We start from the raw sequence: 17,490 nt of genomic DNA, 5'->3' as shown, positions 1-17,490 counted from the left end.
ACCACGCGCTATAGTGGTCCCGTGCGCACCGTGGCGATCGCGCTGGTGATGGTCGGCCTGGTCAGCGGGCCCGCCGTCGCCGACGACTCCAAGCTCGCCCTCGAGGGCGTGGCGATCGCGCCGCGCGCGCCCGTGGCCGGCAAGAACAAGCTGTGCTGCGGCTACCCGATCGTCCCCGAGCTGCAGTGGGCGCTGCGGTTCTACTGGCTGGCGCGCGAGGACGACTTCGACGAGCCCGACGAGATCGAGTACCAGGACGTCGACGCCGTCGACATCTACGATCGCCGCGGCTTCTACGTGGGCACCTACTCCGAGAAGTTCATCTGGCACCTGCGCATGGAGGGCTCGGGCCTGCTCGCCGACGGCCGGGTCATCAACTACGCCGGCGCGTGCAAGTACGGCACCGGCACCTGCTTCCAGCTCCTCGACTCGAAGCTGTTCCCGTTCGGGCGCGGCGCGCGGCGGCGCACGCTGGTGCCGTTCAAGTCGGTCGCGGTCGACCCGCGGATCGTGCCGCTGGGCGAGCCGCTGTACGTGCCCGAGTTCGACGGGCTGCGGCTGCCCGACGGCACGATCCACGACGGCTGCGTCCGCGCCGACGACACCGGCGGCGGCATCAAGGTCCACAAGCTCGACTTCTTCGTGGTCAGCTACGGCAACTTCCGCACGCTCCTGCAAGAGGTCTGGGGCGTGAACTGGGTGACGCCGCACCTCGAGGCGCCGCGGTGCCAGTACCTGCGCAACGGTTGATCGCGCCACCGTCTGGGCGGTAGGGTGCGCGCGTGCTCGACGGCCTGTGGATCGCGACCGCCGCGCCGGCGGTCGAAGCGGCGCTGGCCTCGATGGCCGCGACCGGCCCGGTCGCGGTGCTGGCGACGCCGCGGCTGGCGCGGGCGCTGACCGCGCGCGGGCGGTCGATCACGGCGGTCGGCGCCGACGCCGCGGACGCGCTGGTCGAGCTGGGGCGCGCGCCGCCGTTCGCGGCGGTGATCGGCGTCGGCGTCGGGGCGCGCGCCGACTGGGCCGCGACGCTGGCGGCCTGGGCGACGGCGACCGCCGACGGTGGCGGCCTCGTGCTGGTCGACCGCGGGGCCGCGGTCGAGCTGTCGCGCCGGGCGCTGTGCGCCGGGTTGACCGCGCTCGAGCAGCGCGTCGCCGGCCGCTGGATCGTCACCAGCGGGCTGGTGTCACGGCTGTGAGCGCCCGAAGCTGACGCCGGCGATGATCGGCACGAACCGAAAGCCGCCGTCGGCGTCGCTGCCGGCGCCGTAGCCGCTCTCGGCGAACAGCTCCATGCTCACGGCGCCGGCGCGCCCCGTCGCGATCAGCACGCCGCCGCCGGCGAGCGCGCTCGACCCGCCGGCGAAGCCGTAGTTGACGCCGGCGACGACGTACGGCCGCACCGGTCCGGTCAGCAGGAACGCCCGGCCGCGGAACGCCCAGCCGAACCCGGGGCTGCCGAACACCATCCCGGTCGTGGCCTCGAGGCGCTGTGTCGCGGTCCGGTAGCCCGCCGCGATGCCGACCACGAACCCGTGCTCGAGGTACGTGCCCGAGTCGAACACCGCGCGCACGCTGGTGCGGGTCGGCGGCGTCGGCTCGACCCAGCCGACCGGCCGTCCCAGCGCGCCCTGGATCTGCGCGCTGCCGTCGGCCGGCACCTCGATCGCGCGCTCGGTGGTGGTGTAGCCGGGCGCGGCGATCACCACGACGTGGTGGCCGGCCTCGACCGCGCCCGACCACGGCGTCGTGCCGACCGGCCGCCCGTCGATCGTCACCGTCGCGCCCGGCGCGTTCGACGCGACCACGAGCGTGCCGCGGCCGGCCGCCACCGTCAGGTCGACGGCCTGAGGCTCGCCGAACTCGATCGTGATCGCGCGCGACGCCCTGGCGCCGGCGGCCTCGGCCACGAGCTGGTGGGCGCCGCCGTCGACGCGCACCGCCAGCGGCGCCGCGCCCGCGGGCTTGCCGTCGAGCAGCACCGCCGCGCCGGCCGGCCGCGTGGTGATCGTGAGCGTGGCCGGGCGCGCGCGCAGCTCGGCCAGCTTGCCCACCACCTTCGCGCGATCGGCCGCGCTGGGGCTGCCGTCGAGGTAGCGCTGGTAGTACGTCGCCGCCGCGCGCAGCGCGCCGGTGCGCTCGTGGACCGACGCGATGTTGTAGAGGACGTCGGGGTGAGGCGAGAGCTGGTACGCGGTCTCGTACTCGGCGAGCGCGGTCGGCCAGTCACGTCGCCCCTCGGCGGCGACCGCGCGCTTGAACGCGGCGCCCGCCTGGGCCCGCGCGTCGGCGTCGGGCTGGGCGTGGACCGGGCCCGCGGCGCTCGCGATCAACGCGAGCGCGGTGGCGGCTACGAGCCGAATGGGTTGCCCTTTCGGTCCGGCGGCGGCGGGTCGCCCTCGGGGTTCTTGGGCGGACGCGGGCGCGGCGTGGCCGAGCCGCCGTCGCTGCCGCTGCCGGCGCCCGCCGGGCTGGTCGCGCTGCCGCTGCCGGCGCCCGCCGGGCTGGTCGCGCTGCCGCTGCCGCTGCCTGCCGGGCTGGCCGCGCTGCCGGCGCTCGCGGGGGGCCGCGCGCTGCCGGCGCCCGCGGCGGGCGCGCCGCGCCGTCCGCCGGGGCGAGGGGGATCCGCTGGCGCCGGCGCCTCGGCCTTGGCCATCACCGCCGACAACGTCTCGTCGCGGCCCTCGCGCACGGCCTTGCGCATCACGACCGGCGCGAACCCGTCGCGGACCAGGCGGACCTCGTGGACCCCGGCCGCGAGCCCGGCGACGACCAGCGGGGTGACGCCGCGCGCGGCGCCGTCGACCTCGACCGTCGCGCCCGCAGGATCCGAGACGATCTCGAGCGAGCCGGTCAGCACCGGGGACGGCGCCGCGGCCGGGCCGGCGGCGGCGGGCGGGCGCTTGCTCGGGCGCAGCGCGATCACGACGGTGGTCGCGCCGATCGTCGCGGCCACCGCGACCACCGCCGCCATCCATGGCCACCGGCGCAGGCGCGTGGTCGTGCGCGGCGGCGCCGTCGGGCCCGGGCGCCGCGACGTGGTCGGCACCGCGGCGCCGCCCGGCGTCACCGCGGCCTTGGCGATCCGCCCCCGGGCCGACCCCGGCGCGGTGTAGTCGGCGTCGGGGATCGTGCGGCCGCCGGTCAGGGTCGCGATCGCGTCGAGGCTGGCCAGCTCGACGTCGGTCGGCATCGCCGCCGCCATCTCGGCCGCGCTCGCGAACCGCGCCGCTGGATCCTTCTCGAGCGCGCGGTGGACCGCCACGACCAGCGGCGTCGGCAGATCGGGCCGCGCCAGCTGCAGCGGTGGCGGCGGCGTGTGCAGGTGCTGGGTGACCAGCGCGATGTACGTCGGCGCCTGGAACGGCGGCCGGCCGGCCAGGAGCTCGTACAGCATCACGCCGACCGCGTACAGATCGACGCGGCCATCGATCTCGCCGGCGCCGAGCGCCTGCTCGGGCGCCATGTACACCGGCGTGCCGATCACCGCGCCGGTCGCGGTCAGCCGCACCTTGCTCTCGCTGTCCTGCAGGAACTTCGAGATGCCGAAGTCCATGATCTTGGCGAAGTCGGGCCGGTCCGCCTTCTGGATCAGGAACACGTTCTCGGGCTTCATGTCGCGGTGGACGATGCCCTTGGCGTGCGCGGCGGCGAGGCCGCGCAGCACCTGCCGGACGATCGGGACCGCGCGCGCCGCCGGCATGGGCCCGGTGGCCTCGGCGATGTCGGCCAGGCTCGAGCCGATCAGGAGCTCCATGACCAGGTAGCTGCGGCCGTCGTCGGTGGTGCCGGCGTCGAAGACCTCGACGATGTGGTCGTCGCCGATCGAGCTGGCGGTGCGGGCCTCGCGCTCGAACCGGGCCACGACCTCGGGGTCGTCGGTGTACTTGTCGAGCAGGACCTTGACCGCCACCCGCTTGCCGATGCCGAGGTGGTCGGCCTCGTAGACGAGGCCCATCCCGCCCTTGCCGATCCGGCGCAAGAGCTGGTAGCGGCCACCGATGACGGTGCCGACCAGCGTGTCGTTGGCGGGATCCGGGCGCACGCGGAAGGAGCTTAGCATCGAGGCCGACGGGGACGCCGCGTCTCATGGACGGGCAGGTACCTGCGGCCATTCAACGCACCGCGCCGGCGTCGGGTCCCCAGCTTCGCCCGGTCAGGCCGGCGGCTGGCCTGGGGGCGGCGGGGGCGCGCCGTCGCCGTCGACCCCGTCGGTCGGCGGCTTCTCGGCGTGGCGGTAGATCAGGCTCATGGCGCCGCCGCGCCGGCCCTTGGTGTGGTCGCCGCGGTCCTTCGGGTCGACGCCGGGGGGCACCTCCCACGGGATCGTCGGGTTGGGGAAGTCGCGGGTCACCTCGAACATGTAGCGGGCCCACATCGGCACCACCGTCATGTACGCGGCGTCCTGCTTGCCCAGCTCGCGGACGCGCTTGTCGTCGCCCAGCCAGATCGTGGTCACGAACCGCGGGGTGTACGCGACGAACGAGGTGTCCATCGTCGCGCTCGACGTGCCGGTCTTGCCGGCGGCGTGCAGGTCGGTCGCGCGCAGGGTCTTGGTGAAGCCGTAGCTGACCATCTGCGCGAGCAGCTTGGAGGTCAGGAACGCGGTCCGCGCCGGGATGGCCTGGGGCGCGCGGTCGCCGGCGGTGGCGGCCAGGCGATCGAGGCGATCGGCCGGCGCCAGCATCGGGTCGTAGTGGACGGTGTGGTCCTCGATCACGTTGCCGTCGCGGTCGAGGATCCGGCGCACGAACGACCAGTCGATCCAGCGGCCGTTGCGGGCGAAGATCGCGAACGCGCGCGACAGCTGGTCGAGGTACGTGCACGACGCGCCCAGCGCCAGCGCCTTGTCGGCGATGATCTCGGACGTGAAGCCGAGGCGCCGGGCCCACCGCTCGACCCGGTCGGCGCCGACCTCGGAGAAGATCGCGACCGACGGGATGTTCTTCGAGAACACCAGCGCGTACTCGAGCGTGACGTCGTTGTCGACGGTGCCGCCCAGGTTGGTCGGGGTCCAGACCTCGCCGGTCACCGGGTCGGTGATCGCGACCGGGCGGTCGTAGAACATCGAGTCGAAGCCGAAGCCGTCGTCGAGCGCGGCCGAGTAGTAGATCGGCTTGTAGGTCGAGCCCGGCTGCCGGCACGACTGGACCGCGCGGTTGAGCTCGCTGCGGGCGTAGTCGTAGCCGCCGACCATGGCGGTGACGTAGCCGGTGTGGTGATCGGCGGTGAACAGCGCGCCCTGCGGGTGCGGGACCTGCTCGAGCTGGACGACCTCGGCGTTGCGCGCGTCCCAGTCGGCCTGGTCCTGGCTGTGCTTCCACGCCGGGTTGACGTTGTCGGGCATGAAGAACTCGCGGTAGCGCCCGAACGTCCGGATCTCGCGCCGCACCCAGACCACGTCGCCGCGCTTGAGGGCCCGCGCCGCGCAGGTGATCTCCTTGTCGTTGTGGGAGTCGGTCGCGCTCCACGGCGACGCCCACTTGAGGTTGCGCAGCGGCAGGCTCAGCCGGCGCTCGCCGACGAGCACGTGGCCGCCCTCGCAGCCCATGTCGTCGACGACCGCCAGGTACCGGCGCGCGGGATCGAGCGGGCCGTCGCCGTAGAGCGTCCGCTGGCGCTCGATCAGCGTGTCGCGGGCCGGGCCGTCGACGTACCACTCGGGGCCGCGCCAGCCCTGGCGCTTGTCCTGCTTGTGGGTGCCGTAGTCGATGTTCTCGTAGGCGCCGGCCTCGAACGACGGCTCGGCGGCGGTCTCGACCCGGAGGCCGCCGCGCATCATGCCGTCGAGCCCGATGCCGGGGTGGTTGACCAGGTACCGGCGCACGTGCTCGGCGTAGTACGGCATGCGCTCGGGGAAGACGTCCTTGTAGATGTTGAGCGCGAGCGGCTCGGCCTTGGCGGCCTCGGCGGTGGCGGCGTCGAGCTTGCCCCACTTGACCATCTGGTCGAGCACGACGTTGCGGCGCTCGATCGCGCGGGCCGGGTGGGCCAGCGGCGAGAACATCGACGGCGCCTTGGGCAGCCCGGCGATCAGCGCGGTCTCGGCGAGGGTGAGCTGGTCGAGCGACTTCTGGAAGTAGCGCTGCGCGGCCGCGGCCACGCCGTAGGCGCCGGCGCCCAGGTAGATGTGGTTGAGGTAGAGCGACAGGATCGCGCGCTTCGAGTAGCGGGACTCGATCCGGCGCGCGAGGATCGCCTCGCGGGCCTTGCGCGCCAGCGACTTGTCGGCCGTCAGGAACTGCTTGGCGACCTGCTGGGTGATCGTGCTGCCGCCCTGCGCGAAGTCGCCGGCGGTGACGTTGCGCCAGGCGGCCCGGGCGATGCCCTTCCAGTAGATGCCGCCGTGCTCGAAGAACTCGTGGTCCTCGATCGCGACCACCGCGTCGACGAGCTGGGTCGGGATCTCCTCGTACGGGACGATCTCGCGCCACTCCTTGGCGAACTCGCCCAGCTTGGTGCCGTCGGCGGCGTAGACCCGGGTGACCGCGGGCGCGACCCGGGTGTAGCTCGACAGGTCGGGCGCGGGCGGGGTGCTGGTGGCGAAGTAGCGGTAGCTGCCGAGCGTGATCAACACGACCAGCGCGATGATGGTCAGCGCCAGGAACACGTACAGGCGTCCGACCCAGAGCAGCACGCCGCCGCTCGACGGGTTGGCGACGGTCACGCGCGCGCGGCGGGCGGTGGGCGGCTTGGCGGGCGTGGACGGCTTGGCGGGCGCGGACGGCTTGGCGGGCGCGGCGGTGGCGGACGGCTTTGGCGGGCGCGGACGCCTTGCCGGTCGCGGCGGGTGGGACGGGAGTGGGGCGCGCGGGCGGACCGATCGGCGCGGGCGCAGCGGGCGTCGTGCTGGCGGCGGGCCGATCGCTCGGCGCGGGCGCGGTGCTCCCGGCGGGCGCGGGACTCGCAGCGGCCGGATCGGTCGGCGCGGGCGCGGTGCTGGCCGCCGCGCTGGCGGTGGGCGGATCGGTCGGCGCGGGCGCGGACGGCGCCACCGGGTCGGCGGGGTCTTCTTCGGTCGGCGGCTCCACGATCGGCGGCGGAATCTAGCAGAACGGGCCCGGCGGCGACGGTCGAAATCGCCTGCGCTACAATGACACCCGTGAAGTACGCGTGGATCCTCGCGACCTTGGCCGTCCTCGCGGCCGGAGCCTGGTGGTGGCGAGGCCGCGATCGGCCCGCGGCCCGCGCGCCCGCGCCCGCGGCGGCGGCCGGGATCGACGCCGGGGACCGGGCCGCGACGCCGCCAGCGCCGGCGCCATCCCTCACGCCGGCGGTCACGCCGGCCGTCGCCGGGACGCCGCCCGCGGTCCCCGAGCCTACGCCGCCGGTGGCCGACGGCGTCCCGTTCGAGCGCGAGGTCCGCGATCCCGGCTGGGCCGTCGATCAGGAGCGCGAGCTGACGATCCGCCTCGCGCACGTCACCGAGCTGGTCGCCGCGCGCGGCGCCAAGGTGACGATCGCCGCCGCCGAGTGCCGCGCCACGCTGTGCCGCATCGACGTCGCCGCGCCCGGCGACAAGGATCTGTCGGCGCTGTACGGCGCGCTCGAGACCCCCGAGGGGCTGTACGGGTGGGCCGACGGCGTCGTGCTCGGGCAGGTCGACACCGATCCGGCGACCGGCGGGCGGACCACGCAGATCCTCGTCGCGTTCGAGCGCGAGCTGCCCTGACGATCAGGGCCGCGGGCGCAGCGGCCCGGGCCCGGCGCACAGCGGACACCCGGGCGCGGTGGCGGCCCAGTCGCAGTCGTCGCAGGCCATCGCGATGACGTGGAAGCCGGGCTCGCCGAACAGCGCGCGCGGCGTCGGCGTCGGTGGCTTGCCGGCGCCGGTGCGGACCGTCGCCGGCGCGAAGCCGACCAGCGACAGCTCGGTGGCGTCGCACTTCGGGCAGCGCTTCGGCACCGCGAGGTGCGACTCGGCGGCCAGCGTCGCCGGCAGCGTGCCGGCGGCGTGGCAGCGCGGGCACGCGTCGCTGGCGAAGACCACCCGCGCGCAGCCGGCGCAGGTGATCCGGTGGACGCCGTCGACGAACTTCTCGCCGTCGTGGACCCACTTGCCGTCGTCGTTGGCGTCGCCGAGCATGACCGCGACGTGGCGGTCGAGGTAGCTGGCGACGTCGAAGACCGTGCCGCCGCAGCCGGCGCACGCGGTCAGGTGCCGCGCGAACGCGGCCTCGTCGAGTTGACCCATGCGCGCACGCTAGCGTGGTAACGCTCGCGGCGCGATGGACGCCGTGCGCTGGTTCGAGCCGCCGCCGTCGCCGGCCGAGGTGCCGGCGGTGATGCCGAGCCCGTTCGCGCTCGGCCCGCCGCACCCGCTGGCGGCGCGGGCCGCGGCCGAGCTCGTGGCCGAGCTGCGCGCCGATCCGCGCCCGCTCGACGGCGACGCCGGCGGCAAGATGTTCGGCGTGCTGGTCGTGCACGACGCCGCCGGGCGCGTCGGCTACCTGCGCGGGTTCTCCGGCATGCTGCGCGGCGCCTGGTTCGTCGACGGCTTCGCGCCGCCGCTGTTCGACCCCGACGACCGCGCGCGGTTCTGGCCGGCGGGCGAGGCCGAGCTCGCCGGACGCACCGCCGCGGTGGCGGCGGCCGCGGCGCACCTCGCGGAGGTGACGACGGCGCGCGCGGCCCAGCTCGCCGAGCACGCGGCCGCGCGGGCGATCCTCGACGACGAGCTCGGGGCGCGTCGGGCCGCGCGCCACCTGGGCCGGAGCGCGACCGGCGACGCCGCGGCGCTGGCGGCGTTCGACGCGCACAGCCGCGAGGACGGTCGCCGCCGGCGCGAGCAGGTCGCGGCCCAGCGCGCGGCGCGGGCCGCGCTCGACGTCGCGGTCGCCGAGGCGACGACGGCGCACGCGCAGCTCGACGCCGACCGCGCCGCGTGCTCGCGCGCGCTCTACGCCCGGGTCGGCGCGGGCTACGTCGTCACCAGCGCCCGCGGCGCGCGCCACGCGCTGGCGGCCCTGTACGCGCCCGGCCCGCCGCCCGGCGGCGCCGGCGACTGCGCCGCGCCCAAGCTGATCGCCCACGCGCACCGCCTCGGGCTCACGCCGGTGGCGCTGGCCGAGCTGTGGTGGGGCCCCCCTCGCGACGGCCGCTTCGCCGGCGGCTTCTACCCCGCGTGCCGCGGCAAGTGCGGGCCGCTGGTGCCGGTCCTGCTCGACGGCGTCCTGGTCGAGCCCGCGCCCGAGCCTGGCGCCGACGCGGTCGGCCCCGACGAGCCGGCCGTGCTGTTCGCCGACGCCTGGATCGTCGTCGTCGCCAAGCCGGTCGGCCTCTTGTCGGTGCCCGGTCGCAGCGGCCGGCTCCGCGACTGCGTGGCGACGCGCCTGCGCGCGCGCGCGCCCGGCCTCGACGGCCCCGTCGTCGTGCATCGGCTCGACCTCGACACGTCGGGGCTGCTGGTGTGCGCGCGCGATCCGGCCACCCACGCCGCGCTGCAGGCGCGGTTCGCGCGCCGCGAGGTCGCCAAGCGCTACGTCGCGATCGTCGACGGCGACGTCGCCGACGACGCCGGGACGATCGAGCTGCCGCTGCGCCTCGATCCCGACGATCGGCCGCGCCAGGTCGTCGACGCGGTCCACGGCAAGGCCGCCCGCACCGACTACCGCGTGCTGGCGCGCGCCGACGGGCGCACGCGCCTGGCGCTCTACCCGGTCACCGGCCGCACCCACCAGCTGCGCGTCCACTGCGCCACCGGCCTCGGCGCGCCCATCGTCGGCGACCGGCTCTACGGCCGCGCGCCGCCGCCCGCCGACCAGCGCCTGCTCCTGCACGCCGAGGCCCTGGCGTTCACGCACCCGCACACCGGCGGGCGGATCGAGCTGACGCTGCCCGCGCCGTTCTGAGCGACGCGGGGCGGCGTGATGGCGAGCGTCGTCGGGCTGGTCCTTCGCCTGCTGTCCTGGTACCTCCAGTCGCCCGCCAGCGCGTCGACGAGACACCCTGGCGGCTCCGCGCACGCTGAGGCCAACGCACGTCGCGCGCGCGGGAGTGGCGAAGTGCGGCAACGGGCATCGTGGTAGCGCAGCGATGGTACGCTCGCTCGGCCATGCACTCGCACGCCGGCAAGCGCGCGACGTCGCGCGGTGGACGCGCCGCTGGCCGAGGTGTGCGCGGGGCACCGTCGCCGTCGCCGTCGCCGCGCGTCGCGCGCACGGTGCCTACGCGCGACGCCTGGCTCGAGGCCGAGGCTGATCGGGCGGTCCGCGCGGCGCGCGGGGGCCCGCGCGGCGACGGCGTGGTGCCGACCTTCCACGGGACCACCCCGGCGGCGGCGCCCGTCGGTGGTGGCGACGCCCTGCCCAGCGCGCTGAGCGCGCGCCTCGAGTCGGCGTATCACGCCGACCTCGGCGCCGTGCGGCTCCACACCGATGCGGGTGCCGCGCGCTTGGCCCACCACGCCGGGGCGCGCGCGTTCGCGGCGGGGCGCCACGTCGTGGTGGGTGCCGGCGAGCCGACCGCCCCGGACTACGATGACCTGCTCGCGCACGAGATCGCGCACGTGCTCCAGCAGGTCGGGCGCCGAGCCGGCGACGGCCGCCTGCGCGTCGCCGATGTCAGCGGCGCTGGGGCGATCCAGTGCGCGCCGTTGACGCTGCCCGAGACGACGACGATTCCGACGATCGCCGAGATCGGCGCGCGCCACGTCGCCGCCGATACGCCGGTCGAGCCAGGCGTGCAGGCGTTCGTCGGCGACATCGAACAAGCGATCGCCGCGCGCGGGGAGGCCACGGTGCTCGGGGAGCTCGAGCGCGAAGCCACGGGCGCCGCGACTCCGCTGGCGCGGCCGGCGGTGACGACGCTGAACTGGCGCCACAAGTCGTACGTGATCGACCTGCTGAAGCGCGCCGGCAGCCACGCCGCGGCGTTCGCGCTGTTCGCGGGCCAGCCGCGTCGGACGACCTTCCTCTCGAACGCGTTCTACCAGCACATCGCGACCACCAGCCCAGCCACGCTCGCGCCCGTGACGCGGTGGACCTCGGCCGGCGCGGCGCCGGGCGCCCCGCCTGCGACGCCGCTGCACCTGTTCAGCACGATGGGCTTGGCCGCGTTCGCGTTCACGGCGGCGGAGTACTTGCTGGGGGTCACTCGCCCGATCCAGGCGGTCGGCGGTGGCACGGCTCCGCTCGTCGCCGCGCTGGCCGCGATCGCGGCGCCATCCGCCGTGCTGACCATCCCCGGAGAGGCTGGCCCGGAGGTCGCCGACGAGCGCCAGTACGCGGTGATCGAGGCGGTCAAGCGCCTGCACGAGTTCCAGAGCGGCAAGCTGGCCGAGCTCGCTCATGCCGTCACCACGCCGGGGACCGATCCTCGCACCCTGACCCCGACGCAGCGCCGCGACGTGGCGAAGCGCCTCGGCGAATGGGCCACCGCGGCGGCCGCGGACGCCTCGCAGCTGCCGACGTCGATGCCCGACGAAGTCCGCGCGCTGGTGACGGTGTTGCTCCCGGCGTACGGGACCATCGCCCGCCACGCCCAGGTGACGCTCGACAGCGTCCTCGGGCCCGCCGACCGGCCGGCGGCCGAGCAGCTCGCCGTGCGGCGTCGAGCGCTGCACGCGGGCGCCAGCGAGACCGAGTTCACCACGTTCCGCACCACCTACACCCCTCGGTTCGTCGCGCTGCTCGCGCTCGACAGCGATGGCAACATCCCCTCGCAGCGCGTGTTCTCGGCCGCGCATCGCACGCTGCGCGATGGCCTCATGCGCGAGCTCCAGCTCCACTTCGAGGTGCGCGGCTTCACGCTGTGGCGCGGCGCCGTCGAGCGAGCGGCCCGGGGCGCGCGGGCCCGGGGATCCAACGGCGCGGCCCACCTGGCCATGGCCGCCCGCCTCACCGAGCTGCACGAGCTGCTCGGACGGTACGATGCGGCCGCCGATCAGACGCGCGAGGATGAGCTCACGCCGTACCTGGGCCCCGTCGACCCTGCCGGTCCGATGCCCCAGGCCGGCGTCCCCGACCACCGGGTGCGTCACCGCCTGGCGGTCGCCCGCTGGCTCGCCGCGACGGCGGACGCGCTGGGGTGGCGCGACCTGGCGCGCCTCGGACGGGTGGTGAGCGAGTCGCGCCAGGTCCTGCCCGACGGCACCTCCCAGGCGCACAGCTACGTCGCGCTGTTCGGCAGCTGGCGCGCGTCCGATGACCAGCGCATCAATCGCTTGACCGACGACTTCGCACCCGACGCCATGTTCACCTCGAACCGGCCGCTCACCGCGCGCCACCTGCGCGACTTCTTCCAGCTGCTCTACTACCAGGACCTGGCCGCCCGCGTGCGTCGGATCCTCGGCTCCGATCGCGCCGCCGGCGCGGTCGGCGAGACCGCGATCCTGTCGCGCGCGCTGGTCGAGAGCCGGAGTCAGTTCGTCGGGCCGCGCCGCTACGAGCACGAGGGCGACGTCGCGACGGCGCTCCGACCCGGCGATGAGGGGCGCTACGGCGCGCTCGTGATCGCCCACCCGCTCACCCGGCAGTTCATCGCTGACGGCGCCAAGCGGACCGTGCGGCCCTTCGATCTCACGCCGAACCGACCGGCCGCCACGCCCTACTTCTGGCTGGTCCCGAGCATCGAGCTGCTGGTGGGGCGGCTCCGCGTGCCGGTGCTCGACGACGTGGTGCTGGCCCTGCTCACCGCCGAGCGCGCGGCCCAGCCTGGCGCCGCCGAGCCCGAGGCTCCGCCGGCGGCCGAGCTCACGTCGGCCACGGTCCGGGACCTCGACTGGTCGGCCTGGTTGCTCGCGCTGTCGCGCGCGATCACCTCGGGGCGAGCGCTCACGCCGGCGGCGCAGGCCGCCATCGACGGCCTCGGGCCCGGCTTGGCGTCCGACCGCGACGTGCAGTTCCAGGCGTTCGAGCGCGCCGCCCGTGCGGCCACGAGCTACGACCGCGTCGGACGCGTCGGCCACGTGATCCTGCCGCTGATCGCGCAGTACGATCGCTACGACGAGCTCTCGCAGGTCTCGCTCGACGTGAGCGGAGCGCCGCCGCGCACCGGGCTCATCTGGGAGATCCCTGAGCTGGTCGTCGACGAGATCGATCGCTTCATGGGCGTGGTCAGCCCGGCCGCCGAGCAGACCGCCCAGGTGTCGGCCATGCTGCTCGAGCTGGCCGAGCAGCTGTCGCGTCTGCTCGGCGTCGCGCCCGGCGACCCGCTGACGTCGGTCCCCAGCATCCGATTCCGGATCGTGGCCGCGCTGTTTCCAGTGGTCGATCAGGTGGTGCGGTTCGTGCGCGGCCGCGACAGCTCGGACGCCGGGCGCTTGCGTCGCACCCAGCTCGCCGCGGTGCTGCCGCGCGGCGAGCCCTGGATCGAGCCGCGGGTCGCGCGCCTCGAGGCGATCCAGGCGGCGCTGACCCAGATGCTCGTCACCGGGCAGGATCGGTTCGGGTTCCGTGGGGTCAAGGTCAACGCCACCGCCGCCAGCCGGGAGAACTTCTTCGAGAGCGTCGGGCCCGGCGCCCGGGTGATGCTAGGCACCGCGTTCACGATCGACGGCGTCCGCTACCGCGTCCGCGAGCTCGAGCACAACCTCGAGTACCACGAGGCCTACGGGGTCGGGGCGGCCCGCCTGAACTCGCGGCTGATCGTCGACGGCCGCGCGTTGTCATGGGCGGACCGGGCCAGCGACCGGACGCCCTTGTTCGCGATCGAGCTGGGCACCGCGAGCAACGTCCGGACCATCACCGCGAACCAAGCCGACGACGCGCTGCTCGACACGATCTCGCGCGCGACCCAGATGTTCGGCCTGGTCGAGTCGATGCGCGAGCTGGGTGAGGCGCTCGAGACCTTCTCGATGCTCATGATCGACGCCGCGGAGTTCATCCCCGGCGCCGGGCAGGCCGTGATGGTGGCGCGCCTCGCGATGTTCGTGACCCAGTTCATCGCCAGCGGCGAGATGGACCAGCTGATCGCCCTGGTGCGCAACGACCCGCGGACGATCCTCGAGGGCGTGCAGACGGCGTTGGCCGGTCTGGTGCGGCCCGAGGTGTTGCTCGAGTTCTTCTTGTTCGGGGTCAACCACTTCGACGCCCTGGGGCGATCCACCGGCGCCGATCCGTCGAGTCGCCCGCTGATGCGCCAGACCGGCGGCCGCGGCCGGCTCGGCCGCGTGGTACGTCGACTGTGGAACTTCGGGCGCAACGTCCTGGCGATGTTCGGGCGCGTCCAGGCGCGCGTGCGTCAGCGGGCCGAGCGCACCCAGATGTACCTGCTGGGCAAGCCGTACGTGCCGCGGGTCTTGCGCTTCGCCGCCGACCACCTGCCGCACATGGCACTCATGGGAGCCCGGCTGGCCGACTTCGTCGACAACGCCAGCAACGCCGAGGCCACCATCCGGACCGCGATGGCCGACGTGCCGGGCACGCTGTCCCACTTCCTGGACGAGCTCGAGACCGTCCGGCTCCCGTACAACCTGATCGATCCCGCCGACATCCTGCACATCGTCGTCGATCTGGTCGTGCGCCGGCTCGGCGGCAAGTACCGCATCGCGATCGGCCTGATGCTGACGCTCCTCGACCGCGTCGGGCTGCGCCACGAGATCGAGGTCGCGATCGCCAACAAGCTGGTCGGCGCGTGGGACCCCAACGAGTTCTACCGCGGGATCTTCGGCGCGCCCGACGGCGAGGGGCGCGTCAACGATGGGCCGCTGGTCACGCCGCTCAAGTCGGTGCGCGACGACATCGTCGGCGGCGTCCTCGGCGCCATCGGGAGCATCCCGTTCTTGCCCGCCGACCTGCAGGCCGCGTTCAGCGCCGAGGCTACCGGCATGGCGGCGCGGCCGTTCTCGATCCAGTTCGATCGCGAGGGCTTCGAGGGTGAGTCCGACGAGGTCGAGGGCTACGACGCCCACCCGCCCGACCTGACGGTGCCGATCGCGGCCGCACCTGGCTTCGGCACCGGGGCGCCGCTGCCGCCCGCGTCGCGCCGCGCCGCGGAGGCTCGCTTCGGGCACGACTTCGCCCACGTGCGGGTCCACGACGACGCCGACGGCGCGCGCCTGACGCGCCGGTTCGGCGCCCAGGCGCTCACCAGCGGGAGCCACGTGTTCGTGCGACCAGGGCTGGCCCTCGGCGGGGGGCACGGCCGCGACGTGCTGAACCACGAGCTGACCCACGTGCTCCAGCAGACCGGCCCGCGCGTGCTCGGGGGGGGCCACGATCCCCGCGCTATCGCCGGGACGCCGGGTCGCGGGCTGCGCATCGACCCGGCGCGCGAGGTGGCCGCGGACCGCATCTCGACCTCGCTGCGCGATCATGTCGCGACCCGTCCGGTCGACGTCGGTGCGCCAGGAGCGCACGGCCTCCAGCCGACGTTCGGTGAGGCGTGGATCCAGCGGGTCACCGACCTGATGACGTCATCGGCGGTGGCGGCCCACGCCGCGAGCCCCGCGGCCGGCTCGACGGCGTCGCACCTACCATCGGAGCTCCGGGGCCAGGTCAGCAACGTCGCCACCGACCTGCGCGCGCGCTTCAACGCCGCGCCCAACGCGAGCGATGGCGTCACGTACGCGTCGCCGTGGCACCACGCCACGCCGGCGGCGCAGCTCAAGGCCTACGTCCTGGACAGCACGCGCTGGGCCCTCATCAGCGACGCGGTCGAGGCGCTCGCGCGCAACGCCAGCCGCCCGCGATCCGCGCCCGCCAGCGGCGCCCCAGCCACCGCGACGACGACCGCGCCGCTCGAGCTCGACGTGGCCGACTTCGAGGCCCAGCTGAGCCGGCACATCCTGGACGTCACCGGCATCCTGGTCCACATCGACTTTCCGCGGCCGCACCAGGCCCCACCGGCGCCGCTGCGGATGGGCGTCGTCCGCGTCATCACGATCCACCTGCCGATCATCTCCTCGAACTCGACGTTGTTTCGGCAGGCGTTCGATCCGGTGTTCACGGCCCTCAGCGGTCGCATCGCGGGGGTGTCACGGGAGCGCGTGATGCGCTGGACGCAGTCGTACCTCGAGGGGGTCCGCGGCCTCGAGGCCTCGAACTGGACGACCGCGTCGACGGCGCCGCACTACCGCCTGACCGACTCGGTCCTCTCGGCGATCGAGGCGCTCATCCGGGCCAACGCCGGCGGCGCATCGCCGCTCACCGCCGCCAGCCTTCCGCCCGCGGCCGAGTACGCCGACACCAGCGCCCGCGGCACCATCCAGGGCGGCCAGGTCGGCCTGCGCGTCGGCGTGTTCGGCGACAGCACCCAGCGTGGCCCAGAGCGCGAATCGCACCACGTCACGCAGTTCGTCTTGCTCGAGTTCTTCGCCAACCTCCACAGCTCGGTGCGCGCCTTCCCCCACGCGTCGCAGCCGGCGCTCTACGGCGGCACTGGCACCGCCGACGCGCTGGCCACCACCGGCTCCGGGACACCCCCGCACGTCACCGCGTTCGGCGACGTCGGGATGCCGACCACGGTCGCCGGCACCAGCGCCTCGCAGCGCGGCCCCGGCATGCCCGCGGTGCTGCTGGCCGCTGAGACGCATCGCAACGCGCGCCTGCACATCCACAACGCGCCCGACGAGTTCTTCGGCGCGCCGGTCGCGGCCACTGGCTCGGCGGACATCCTGCGCGCCTGGTACCACCAGGAGCTGCGCGCGCGCCTCCCGGGCCACGCGGGCTCCGGGGGCGACTTCGTGGCGGCGGAGGCGTCCGGGCCAGCCGCGATGCAGGCCTACGTCACGTCGACGCCGCCCACCGTGCCCGATCCGCGCGCGCGCGTCGCGACCGCGATCGGCGCGTCGATGAAGGCCACGTACGCGCGGCTCCGCGACTTCATGCAGCCGCGGCTGCGCATCGGCCTCTACACCGTCGAGCGCCAGTACTATCAGACCGTCGCGGCCCAGGCTGGGCACGCCAGTTCGTCGGCGCATCACCTGACACCGTTGCAGGTCTCGCGCGTGTTCAGCGCCGCGGTGGCGCGCAATCGCACCGTGTTCGAGGCCGACAACCACTGGCAATGACGAGCGGTCGCGCCGGGTCGTCGAGGCCACGGCGTCGATCGCGTCGACAGTCCACCGATCGCGGAGCCGCGCCCGACGTCACGGCGGTCGATGTCGCGACATCGTCAGCGGTGGATGGCGCGGAGGATCCACTGCTGCTGAGCGGCGCGGGCGCGCGCGCGCGACCTCCGCGCGACCTCCGCGCGACCTCGGCGCGACCTCGGCGCGACCTCGGCGCGACCTCCGCGCGACCTCCGCGCGACCTCGGCGCGACCTCGGCGCGACCTCCGCGCGACCGCCGCGCGACCGCCGCGCGACCTCCATCGCAGCACGCGTGACCCTGCCAGCACCGCCAGTGCTGCGCGTCAGTCCAGGGCGTCGCCGACGTGTCGCGGCTGTGTCAGGAGCGAGCTCCTCGGCGGATTGCCAGGATCGGTCAACGTCGAAAATGTAAGGCAGATCAAGCAATCGAGGGGCAGCGACGGTTTCGTGCAAAAGGATCACACTCCCGCTTGCAGCTCAGAAAACGCCTGTGCTACCGGAAATGCGCTGGTGGTAGT

10 protein-coding genes are annotated in these 17,490 nt (G+C 74.7%); 6 read left to right on the top strand and 4 right to left on the bottom strand.

The window, feature by feature from the left end; all coding sequences use genetic code 11:
• Positions 1–21: 21 nt before the first annotated feature.
• Together IPL61_34285 and IPL61_34280 are read left to right on the top strand one after the other, a co-directional pair.
• On the top strand, positions 22–750 hold the full coding sequence (locus tag IPL61_34285) for a hypothetical protein (GenBank protein MBK9036260.1): 729 nt from the start codon (positions 22–24) through the stop codon (positions 748–750).
• 32 nt (positions 751–782) lie between these two features.
• On the top strand, positions 783–1,199 hold the full coding sequence (locus tag IPL61_34280) for a hypothetical protein (protein MBK9036259.1): 417 nt from the start codon (positions 783–785) through the stop codon (positions 1,197–1,199).
• Here IPL61_34280 and IPL61_34275 read toward each other — a convergent pair.
• From IPL61_34275 to IPL61_34265, 3 genes are all read right to left on the bottom strand, one after another.
• A complete protein-coding gene (locus tag IPL61_34275) occupies positions 1,188–2,333 on the bottom strand; it encodes a PEGA domain-containing protein (protein MBK9036258.1) in 1,146 nt (381 codons plus the stop codon). The two genes, IPL61_34280 and IPL61_34275, sit on opposite strands and share 12 nt — an antisense overlap.
• 17 nt (positions 2,334–2,350) lie before the next feature.
• Entirely contained in the window at positions 2,351–4,045 is a 1,695-nt protein-coding gene (locus tag IPL61_34270; protein MBK9036257.1) for a serine/threonine protein kinase, read from the bottom strand.
• A 111-nt stretch (positions 4,046–4,156) separates the two neighbouring features.
• Positions 4,157–6,667: a PBP1A family penicillin-binding protein gene (locus IPL61_34265; GenBank protein MBK9036256.1), complete on the bottom strand. Its 2,511-nt coding sequence runs from the start codon at positions 6,665–6,667 to the stop codon at positions 4,157–4,159.
• A gap of 179 nt (positions 6,668–6,846) precedes the next feature.
• Here IPL61_34265 and IPL61_34260 point away from each other — a divergent pair, with 179 nt between their 5' ends.
• Together IPL61_34260 and IPL61_34255 are read left to right on the top strand one after the other, a co-directional pair.
• Positions 6,847–7,050 (top strand): hypothetical protein, encoded by a 204-nt coding sequence (locus IPL61_34260; GenBank protein ID MBK9036255.1) that lies wholly within the window; start codon positions 6,847–6,849, stop codon positions 7,048–7,050.
• 52 nt (positions 7,051–7,102) lie between these two features.
• Entirely contained in the window at positions 7,103–7,672 is a 570-nt protein-coding gene (locus tag IPL61_34255; GenBank protein ID MBK9036254.1) for a hypothetical protein, read from the top strand.
• 3 nt (positions 7,673–7,675) lie between these two features.
• Here IPL61_34255 and IPL61_34250 read toward each other — a convergent pair whose 3' ends face one another.
• Complete coding sequence (locus IPL61_34250) at positions 7,676–8,194, bottom strand: hypothetical protein (protein MBK9036253.1); 519 nt, start codon at positions 8,192–8,194, stop codon at positions 7,676–7,678.
• Between the two features lie 34 nt (positions 8,195–8,228).
• Here IPL61_34250 and IPL61_34245 point away from each other — a divergent pair, with 34 nt between their 5' ends.
• The gene (locus tag IPL61_34245; GenBank protein ID MBK9036252.1) at positions 8,229–9,851 is read left to right on the top strand and encodes an RluA family pseudouridine synthase; all 1,623 of its coding nucleotides are present in this window, start codon (positions 8,229–8,231) and stop codon (positions 9,849–9,851) included.
• Between the two features lie 203 nt (positions 9,852–10,054).
• Positions 10,055–16,951: a DUF4157 domain-containing protein gene (locus IPL61_34240; protein MBK9036251.1), complete on the top strand. Its 6,897-nt coding sequence runs from the start codon at positions 10,055–10,057 to the stop codon at positions 16,949–16,951.
• The last annotated feature ends 539 nt before the right edge of the window (positions 16,952–17,490 follow it).

The organism is Myxococcales bacterium (assembly GCA_016717005.1).
GTDB lineage: Bacteria > Myxococcota_A > Polyangia > Haliangiales > Haliangiaceae > UBA2376.
Note: the sequence above shows the minus strand (reverse complement) of the source record. Positions and strands in the feature narration are given on the sequence as shown.